Annotated in this window: 7 protein-coding genes and 1 pseudogene; 4 read left to right on the top strand and 4 right to left on the bottom strand. The window is 72.7% G+C overall.

The genetic code is table 11. The features are described 5' to 3' along the window. Window positions 1–176 (bottom strand): annotated as a pseudogene (locus MKK82_RS16925) (porin family protein); the annotation flags it as partial. 654 nt (window positions 177–830) lie between these two features. On the opposite strand from MKK82_RS16925, the gene MKK82_RS16930 reads away from it, so the two are divergent. The 4 genes from MKK82_RS16930 (at window position 831) to MKK82_RS16945 (ending at window position 3,979) form a co-directional block, all read left to right on the top strand. Beyond that, window positions 831–2,462 carry an adenylate/guanylate cyclase domain-containing protein gene (locus tag MKK82_RS16930; protein ID WP_238294175.1) on the top strand — a complete coding sequence of 544 codons (1,632 nt, stop codon included), beginning with the start codon at window positions 831–833 and terminating at the stop codon, window positions 2,460–2,462. A 495-nt stretch (window positions 2,463–2,957) separates the two neighbouring features. Next, window positions 2,958–3,110 carry a hypothetical protein gene (locus MKK82_RS16935; RefSeq protein WP_243986311.1) on the top strand — a complete coding sequence of 51 codons (153 nt, stop codon included), beginning with the start codon at window positions 2,958–2,960 and terminating at the stop codon, window positions 3,108–3,110. Between the two features lie 111 nt (window positions 3,111–3,221). Beyond that, the gene (locus MKK82_RS16940) at window positions 3,222–3,704 is read left to right on the top strand and encodes a DUF2721 domain-containing protein (RefSeq protein WP_243986313.1); all 483 of its coding nucleotides are present in this window, start codon (window positions 3,222–3,224) and stop codon (window positions 3,702–3,704) included. 101 nt (window positions 3,705–3,805) lie between these two features. Then, complete coding sequence (locus MKK82_RS16945; RefSeq protein WP_243986315.1) at window positions 3,806–3,979, top strand: hypothetical protein; 174 nt, start codon at window positions 3,806–3,808, stop codon at window positions 3,977–3,979. A gap of 141 nt (window positions 3,980–4,120) precedes the next feature. Here MKK82_RS16945 and MKK82_RS16950 read toward each other — a convergent pair whose 3' ends face one another. The 3 genes from MKK82_RS16950 to MKK82_RS16960 form a co-directional block, all read right to left on the bottom strand. Next, window positions 4,121–4,861 (bottom strand): carbonic anhydrase, encoded by a 741-nt coding sequence (locus MKK82_RS16950; RefSeq protein ID WP_243986316.1) that lies wholly within the window; start codon window positions 4,859–4,861, stop codon window positions 4,121–4,123. Between the two features lie 296 nt (window positions 4,862–5,157). Beyond that, window positions 5,158–5,406 (bottom strand): hypothetical protein, encoded by a 249-nt coding sequence (locus MKK82_RS16955; RefSeq protein ID WP_243986318.1) that lies wholly within the window; start codon window positions 5,404–5,406, stop codon window positions 5,158–5,160. A 236-nt stretch (window positions 5,407–5,642) separates the two neighbouring features. Next, window positions 5,643–7,177 (bottom strand): AI-2E family transporter (locus tag MKK82_RS16960; protein WP_243986320.1); only part of this gene is annotated, 1,535 nt, incomplete at its 5' end.

The raw sequence follows: 7,177 nt of genomic DNA on the forward strand, positions 1-7,177 counted from the left end.
CTGCTGGCGTCGAAGGCGTAGCCGGCGTTGATACCGAAGTAGGCGCCGGTCCAGGTGAACACCGGGACGGGGGTGAACACCGGCGGCGGGGCGGCCCGGCGCGGCAGGTCGGCGGCCGAAGCGGCGCCGGCCATCAGGGCCGTGGCGGCGCTGGCGAGAAGAAGCTTCTTGATCATCTGGTCCTCTGTCTCCCGTTTCGCGGGATGTGTGCCCGGCGACAGGAACTGCAGGACGCCGCCACGCGATAGTGCAGCGCTGCAACACTCCGGGCGGGGGCGTTTGCACCGCAGCACGCATGTGCGATGCAGCACATCCGAGAACAGGGCGTGGTTAACCGGCCCGCCCATGCGTGTCCGAGACGGTCCGGAAACAAAAAGCCCCGCCGCACGGGGCGGACGGGGCTTGAGTTCGTTCGAGAACGTTCCCAGGACCAACCGGGAAGCTTCGATGTTTCTTAGATCCTAACGGCCGACGGCCCGCAAGCCTGCCGGCGACGGCCGGATGCTGTTAACATTAATTCCCGATCGGCCGGAGCCGGGCCTTGGGGCGGGGATAAGCCCGCGTCCGGCCCCGGCCGGGGCGGCCATCCAGTCCGGCAGTCCAGACGGTGGCTTTTCCGCGCTCCGATTCCGGTGGTGCCGAGACCTGGCCAATGCTCGGCCGGGGCGTGGCGCGCGGAAGGTCTGTCACGCGACGCGCGTGCTCTTGGAGCGGCGGTTCCGAGTATTGTAATCTCCCCACGCGCCGACGAATCGCCGGGCCGGATGGCCGGTCCGCCGCCGTCGGGTCCCGGGAATGGGCAGGATGTGCGGCCTGTGGAGAGGGGACCGATGGCGAGCGTGAGCGAGCGGACCGCGCGGCATCAGCGGATCATGGGGCCCCTCCTCGTGGCGGCGATCCTGTTCGGCCTGGCCGGGCTGCCGCTGGCGGTCTGGCTCGACCTGCGCGGCCTGTCGGAGCGCATGCTCGAGACGCAGGCGGTGGAGACCGGCCGGATCATCGACCAGATGCGCAGCTTCTACGCCAGCGACGTCGTTCAGGCGGTCAACGGCGCCACCGGCCGCGTGGTGACGACCCACGACTACAAGGGCGTGCCGAACGCGATCCCGATCCCCGCGACCCTGTCCCTGGAACTCGGCGAGCGGATCAGCGGCGCGGACGGGGCGGTCAAGTACCGCTTCGTCTCCGACCTGCCGTTCAAGGACCGCAAGCCCCACGAGCTCGACGCCTTCGAGGCCCGCGCGCTGGCCGACCTGCGCGACCGCCCGCAATCGCACTTCGTCAGCGAGACCACCGGCTCGATCTTCGACCGGCAGGTCCGCATCGCCGCCCCGATCCGGATGGAATCCGCCTGCGTGCGCTGCCACAACGCGCATCCCCTGAGCCCCAAGACCGACTGGAAGGTCGGCGACGTGCGCGGCATCCAGGAGATCGTCCTGCGCCAGCCGATCGCCGCCAACGTCCTCGCCTTCAAGTACCTGCTGGGCTACTTCATCCTGGCGGCGCTGGCCGGCAGCACCTTCCTGCTCCTGCAGGCGCGCCAATCCCGGCTGATCGACCGTATGAACCGCGAGCTGACGGAGTCGAACGGCTTCCTGGCCTCGATCTCGGTGCAGATCGCCAAGTACATCTCGCCCCAGGTCTACAAGAGCATCTTCAGCGGCGAGCGCGACGTGTCGGTCGCCACCGAGCGCAAGAAGCTGACGATCTTCTTCTCCGACATCAAGGACTTCACCGCCACCACCGAGCGCCTGCAGCCCGAGGAGCTGACCGCGCTGCTCAACGAGTACCTCACCGAGATGACCGCGATCGCGCAGAAGCACGGCGGCACGGTCGACAAGTACATCGGCGACGCGATGCTGGTCTTCTTCGGCGATCCCGAGACCAAGGGCGTGCGCGAGGACGCGCAGGCCTGCGTGCGGATGGCCGTCGAGATGCAGAAGCGCCTCGGCCAGCTCAACGCCCGCTGGCGCCGCTCCGGCATCGAGCGCCCGTTCCAGGCCCGGATCGGCATCAACACCGGCTACTGCAACGTCGGCAATTTCGGCAGCGACGACCGGATGGACTACACGATCATCGGTGCCGAGGCGAACCTCGCCGCCCGCCTGCAATCGGTGGCCGCGCCCGGCGGGATCACCCTGAGCTACGAGACCTACGCGCTCGTCAGCGACGTCGTCCGGGCGAGCCCGCAGGACCCGATCCGCATGAAGGGCATCAGCCGCGACGTCGTCCCCTACGCCATCGAGGGCGACCTCGCCGCCGAGGCCGCGGAGACGGTCTTCTCCGAGCACGCCCGGGGCATCGATTTCTACATCGACGTCGACGCCCTGGAGGCGGAGGGCGCGGCCCGGCTCCGGAAGCGCCTGCTCGAGACGCTCGCGGCCGTCGACCGCCGGATGACCGGCGCGGGCGCGCCGGGCCCGGAGCCGAAGCCGGGTCCGCTGCAGCCCGCAGCGGTCTGACGGTGCCGGACGCCGGTTATCCCGGGACGCATGGAGGGCGGGATGGGCCGCGGGATCGGCGGCGGGACCGGCAGTGCGGGCGCCGTCGCGCCGGGGCGCGGCCGGAGACGGCCGGGACGGGGCGGCCCCGGGGGCGTGCTGCCCCTCCGGCGGGTCAGCGTCCCCTGCTGACCCGCCTCCCCGGACCGGAGGCGGTGAAGGCGCCGCGCCGCGCCAGCCCGCCCGGCCCGCCTCGACCCGCATGGGCCCGGATCGCGGCCTGCCGGTCCGGAACGGGAGCGGCAGACCTTCGCGCCGCCGCTCCCCGGGGCCGCGCCGGTGGTCCGCGGCCCGTGCCCGGGCCCCGCGGGGCGCGGCTTCCCGGGCCCGCATCCGGCGCTATGTGCCCTCGGCCGTCTTCACGCAGGCGCGTCCGCCCGCGCGGCGCCTGTCCGAGGCCCGCCCGCGGAGCCGGCCCGATCCGGGTCCGGCCCGCCGGGAATGCAGGAGACCCGCATGAACCCGATCACGCCGCTGTCCATGACGGCCCTGCCGGGGGGCGGGATCGGGATCGGTGCAGCCGTCCTGGGCCACGGGACGCCGCTCGGTGTCGCCTGCGCCGGGCTCGCCGGCGCCCCCACCCCGCCGCGGGTGTGGGGGCTCCGGTGACCGGCATCCCCTCCCCGCCCCTGACCCCGCCCCCGCATCGTCCCGGCCGCGCGGGGCCATCGGGCGGGGCGTTTCCCGACCTGACAGGTCCGGGGACGCGGTAGCGCGCCGATGCTCGGCTTCTCCCTCAGCTCCACGGAGCCCGACAGCATCGCGCACATCATCCAGGTGGCGCTGGCGCCCGCCTTCCTGCTCTCGGCGCTGGCGACCCTGCTGAACGTGTTCTCGACCCGCCTCGGCCGGATCTCCGACAAGGTCGACGCCCTCTCGGCGGAGGCCGCCAGGATGACGGAAGCCGAGGCCGCGCACCTGTCCCGCCGGCTGAGCTACCTGCGGCGGCGCTCCTTCGTCCTCGACGTGGCGGTCGTCCTGGCCTCGCTGGCGGGCGGCCTGATCGGCCTGGCGGTGCTGACCCTGTTCGTCGGGGCGCTGCGCGACGCCGCCACCGCGTCGATCCTGTTCGCGTGCTTCGGGGCGGCGCTGATCTGCACCGTCGCGGCGATCGGCGCCTTCATGGCCGAGATCCTGATGGCCGGTCGCGGCGTGCGCGATCAGGTCGAGCGTCAGCAGGACAAGGTCCCCGCGCGCCCCTGATCGTGCGCCGGCCGCAGAATTTCGATTGCACGCCCCCGGCAACCGCGTCTTAATCTTAACGGCGTCTGATGCGGACGCACGCTGCGCCCGGGTATTCCGTCATGAGCATCGCGATCTTCGTTGCCCTCGTGGCGGGGGCCCTCTGCCTCGGAGGAGCCTCCTCGCTCCTGCCGTTCCGGCGCCGGGACGACGCCGAGCCGGACCACGGCCTGGCCTACGAGGACGACTTCTTCGACGTGGGCGGCCCGGTGATCGACCTGGAGCCGCACCGCTGAACTGAGGCGGCGGGGCCAGCGGCGCGGGCCCCGGTGCGGCGGTCCGGGATCGGCGTCGTGATCGCGCCCGATCGGCCCCCCCGGGCCGACTTATCCGGAGCGATCCTCGGCCGCGCCCCTCGGTGGCCGGGGCGAGGCATTTCAGATGTCTTCCATCCACTCGACATGGCCATCGGAGAGGCCGTAGCGCGCGCCCACGACCTTGACCGCCCCGGCGCCCAGCGCCTCCTTGATCACGAGGCTCTGCGTCGTCAGCCGCTTGGCGACGCGGCGGGCGTTGCTCCGCACCGAGGCCTCGAGGAGGTCGCCGCCCTGGCTCCTGGCCTCCAGCACGGCCGGCACGATCGGCTGCACCATCTCGCCGATGACGCCCGGGAACGTCGCGTTCTTCTGCACGACCTCGACGGCGGCCGCGACGGCGCCGCAGGATTGATGGCCGAGCACGACCACGAGGGGCACCCCGAGGACGCCCACGGCGTACTCGATGCTGCCCAGAGCCGCCGTGTCGACCGTGTTGCCGGCGTTCCGGACGATGAACAATTCGCCGAGCCCGCGCCCGAACAGGATCTCGGGCGAGACCCGGCTGTCGGAGCAGCCGACCAGCACGCAGAACGGGGCTTGCCCGCGGGCGAGTTCGAGACGGCGTTCGCGTCCGTTCGCCGCCAGGGCGGGGGCCTCGTTCCTGAAGTTCTCGTTGCCCGCCTTCATGAGCTTGAGCGCTTCGGCCGGGGGCAGCGCGGTCTTGTCCACCGGGCCCGCGGCCTGCGCGACGGCGTTCGGCAGGGCCGTGGCGGCGAAGGCGCCCGCCACCCCGAGGAGGAGGCGCCGGCGGCCGGGATGCGGCAATCTGGTCGTGGCGCAGCGGTCGCAACGGGCATGCATGTCGGCGGATCCCCCCGGTTGCCCGAAGACCTGTGTCGTCCACGGGCTGAACGCGTCGCAGGTCGGACGGCCCGGGGACGGGTTTTGTTCCCGGGACCGGTGAAGCGATCGAGGCGCGCCGACGCGTCGGGGCCATCGAGGCCGGGATGATCGACGCCGCGACGGACGGAGTGCGCGATCCCGTTCTCCGGATCCCCGCCTCACCCGCATCCCGGGCGGCCGCGCGCGCCTTCGCCGCCCGACCGGGCGACGCGGACCCGCTCGGAACCGGATCGCCCCCCGACGGATTGCGGGGCCTAGGCCGGCCCCGCTGCGGGCGGGCCGTCCTGGCGCGTGGACCAGACGACGCGCCCGGCCGCGTCCCGCAGGGCCGCCGAGCCGGACCGACCCGCCAGCAGGTGCGCGAAGCGCGCCTTCGCGTCGGCGACCGCCGCCGCCTCGGAGGTGCCGAGGATCTGCTCGTCGTGGATGATGATGCCGCTGGCGCTCTCCCGATGCACGACGCATTGCAGCCGGAACGGCGCCGGTGGCGGTGACGGGATCATCGCGACCTCTCAGACCGGGGCGGGCGCCGCGCGCCCCGGCGCGGCGGCTCGGGCCGACGGGACGCCCTCACGCCGGGCGATGACGCGGTCGGATACCGGCGCCCCCATCCGTCGACACTCCCTGGAACTCTGTCTCAAGGGTCATCCCTATCAGGAATCTCGCGTCCCCAGAACGGGATTGATCGAGTCGCGGACAGGCGCAGGCCCCGGTCGCGGGAGGACCGGGGCCTGCGCGGTCAGGCCGCCGCGGCGGCGTCGGCGGCGGTCCGCGCCGACCCCAGGCAGGCCTCGACGCCGTCGCGCAGCGACGACACGTAGGCGTCCGCACCGATCTGCCGGCCCAGGGCGGCGTCCGTCAGCACCTTCTCGCCCACCGGCCACAGGCCCACCAGAACCGGCATGTGCGGGGCGCGCCGCTTCAGGCGCTCCAGCAGGTAGCGCAGGTGCGCGGGGCTGCCGCTGATGTCGAGGTAGGAGATGCAGATCATCGCCACCCCCGTCAGGTCGAGGTCGCGGACGCGGTCGCGCGAGACGGCCTCGTAGCCGACGACCCGGGCGCCGAGCCCGTGCTTGCGCAGCAGCTGCGCCAGCATCGCCGAGGAGGCCTCGTCGAGGGGGCCGCGCCCGGCCACGCACAGGACGGGCGCCTCGCCGCGCCACGCCTCCGGGCGGGCTTCGCGCGGCGGGGCCTGACCGGGTACCGCCTCCGTCCGGATGTGGGTCCGCTCGGCCAGGGTCGGCGTCTCGCTCGGGTTGACCGCGTTGACGTCGCGCGCGGGTTCCGCGTCGGGATGGTCCTCGAAATCCTCCACCACGGCCCGGGCCGAGCTGCGGATGTTCTCGATCTGCGCCGACGTGACCACCCCGCGGGCGTAGTCGTTGGCGGCGAGCTGGAGGCCCTTGAGCGCCACCTCGTCGTAGTACGACGACAGCGAGCGCTCCTTCAGCATGGCCTCGCCGAGGTCGCGCGCCTCGTCCGGGTCGCCGGCCAGCATCCGCTGGTAGAAGTTCTCCACCGGTGTCAGCGGCGGCCGGTCGCCCAGCAGGACGTCGAGGAACTCCAGGCTGTCGACGTGGCGGCCGAGCACCACGAGGCAGACCGTGAACGGGGTCGCCAGGATCAGGCCGAGCGGCCCCCACAGGAAACCCCAGAACAGGGTCGAGACGATCACCGCGAAGGGCGAGAGCCCGGTGGAGTGGCCGTAGAGCAGCGGCTCGATCACCTGCCCGAACACCGGTTCGGCGATCAGGAACAGCGCCGCGGTCTCGATCACCATCGACCAGCCCGGATCGACCGCGGCGGCCAGGACCACCGGGCCGACCCCGGACGCGAAGGCGCCGATATAGGGGACGAAGCGCATCAGCGCCGAGAACACGCCCCACAGGAGCGGGTTGGGCACGCCGATGACCCAGAGCCCGACGCCGATGAGCACGCCGAAGGTGGCGTTCATGCCGAGCTGGGCGAGGAAGTAGGTGCCGAGCCGGCCCGCGGCGTCGTCCATCGCCACCGTCGTGCGGTGCAGGTCGCTCGACCCGAACAGGCGGATCATGCGGTTGCGCAGGTCCTCGCGCTGCATCAGCAGGAACACGACGACCACCAGCACGATGCCGACCGTGGTCAGCGGCTCGACGATCGGGCCCAGCACCTTCTCGGCGAGCACCAGCGGCGAGGGCTCGGGCTCCTGCACCCGCACGAGCTGCGCCTTGGGGGTGTCGTCGCCCGGCGCGGTCGCCGCGACGGTGCCGGCGGCGTCGGCCTTCCGGGTGGCGG

This window comes from Methylobacterium sp. E-046 (assembly GCF_022829625.1).
GTDB classification, from domain to species: domain Bacteria; phylum Pseudomonadota; class Alphaproteobacteria; order Rhizobiales; family Beijerinckiaceae; genus Methylobacterium; species Methylobacterium longum.

Bases quoted from the DNA above. Each gene is read 5' to 3' on its own strand.
- MKK82_RS16955 (WP_243986318.1), bottom strand. From the start codon at position 5,406: ATGATCCCGTCACCGCCACCGGCGCCGTTCCGGCTGCAATGCGTCGTG.
- MKK82_RS16930 (WP_238294175.1), top strand. From the start codon at position 831: ATGGCGAGCGTGAGCGAGCGGACCGCGCGGCATCAGCGGATCATGGGG.
- MKK82_RS16945 (WP_243986315.1), top strand. From the start codon at position 3,806: ATGAGCATCGCGATCTTCGTTGCCCTCGTGGCGGGGGCCCTCTGCCTC.
- MKK82_RS16950 (WP_243986316.1), bottom strand. From the start codon at position 4,861: ATGCATGCCCGTTGCGACCGCTGCGCCACGACCAGATTGCCGCATCCC.
- MKK82_RS16935 (WP_243986311.1), top strand. From the start codon at position 2,958: ATGAACCCGATCACGCCGCTGTCCATGACGGCCCTGCCGGGGGGCGGG.
- MKK82_RS16940 (WP_243986313.1), top strand. From the start codon at position 3,222: ATGCTCGGCTTCTCCCTCAGCTCCACGGAGCCCGACAGCATCGCGCAC.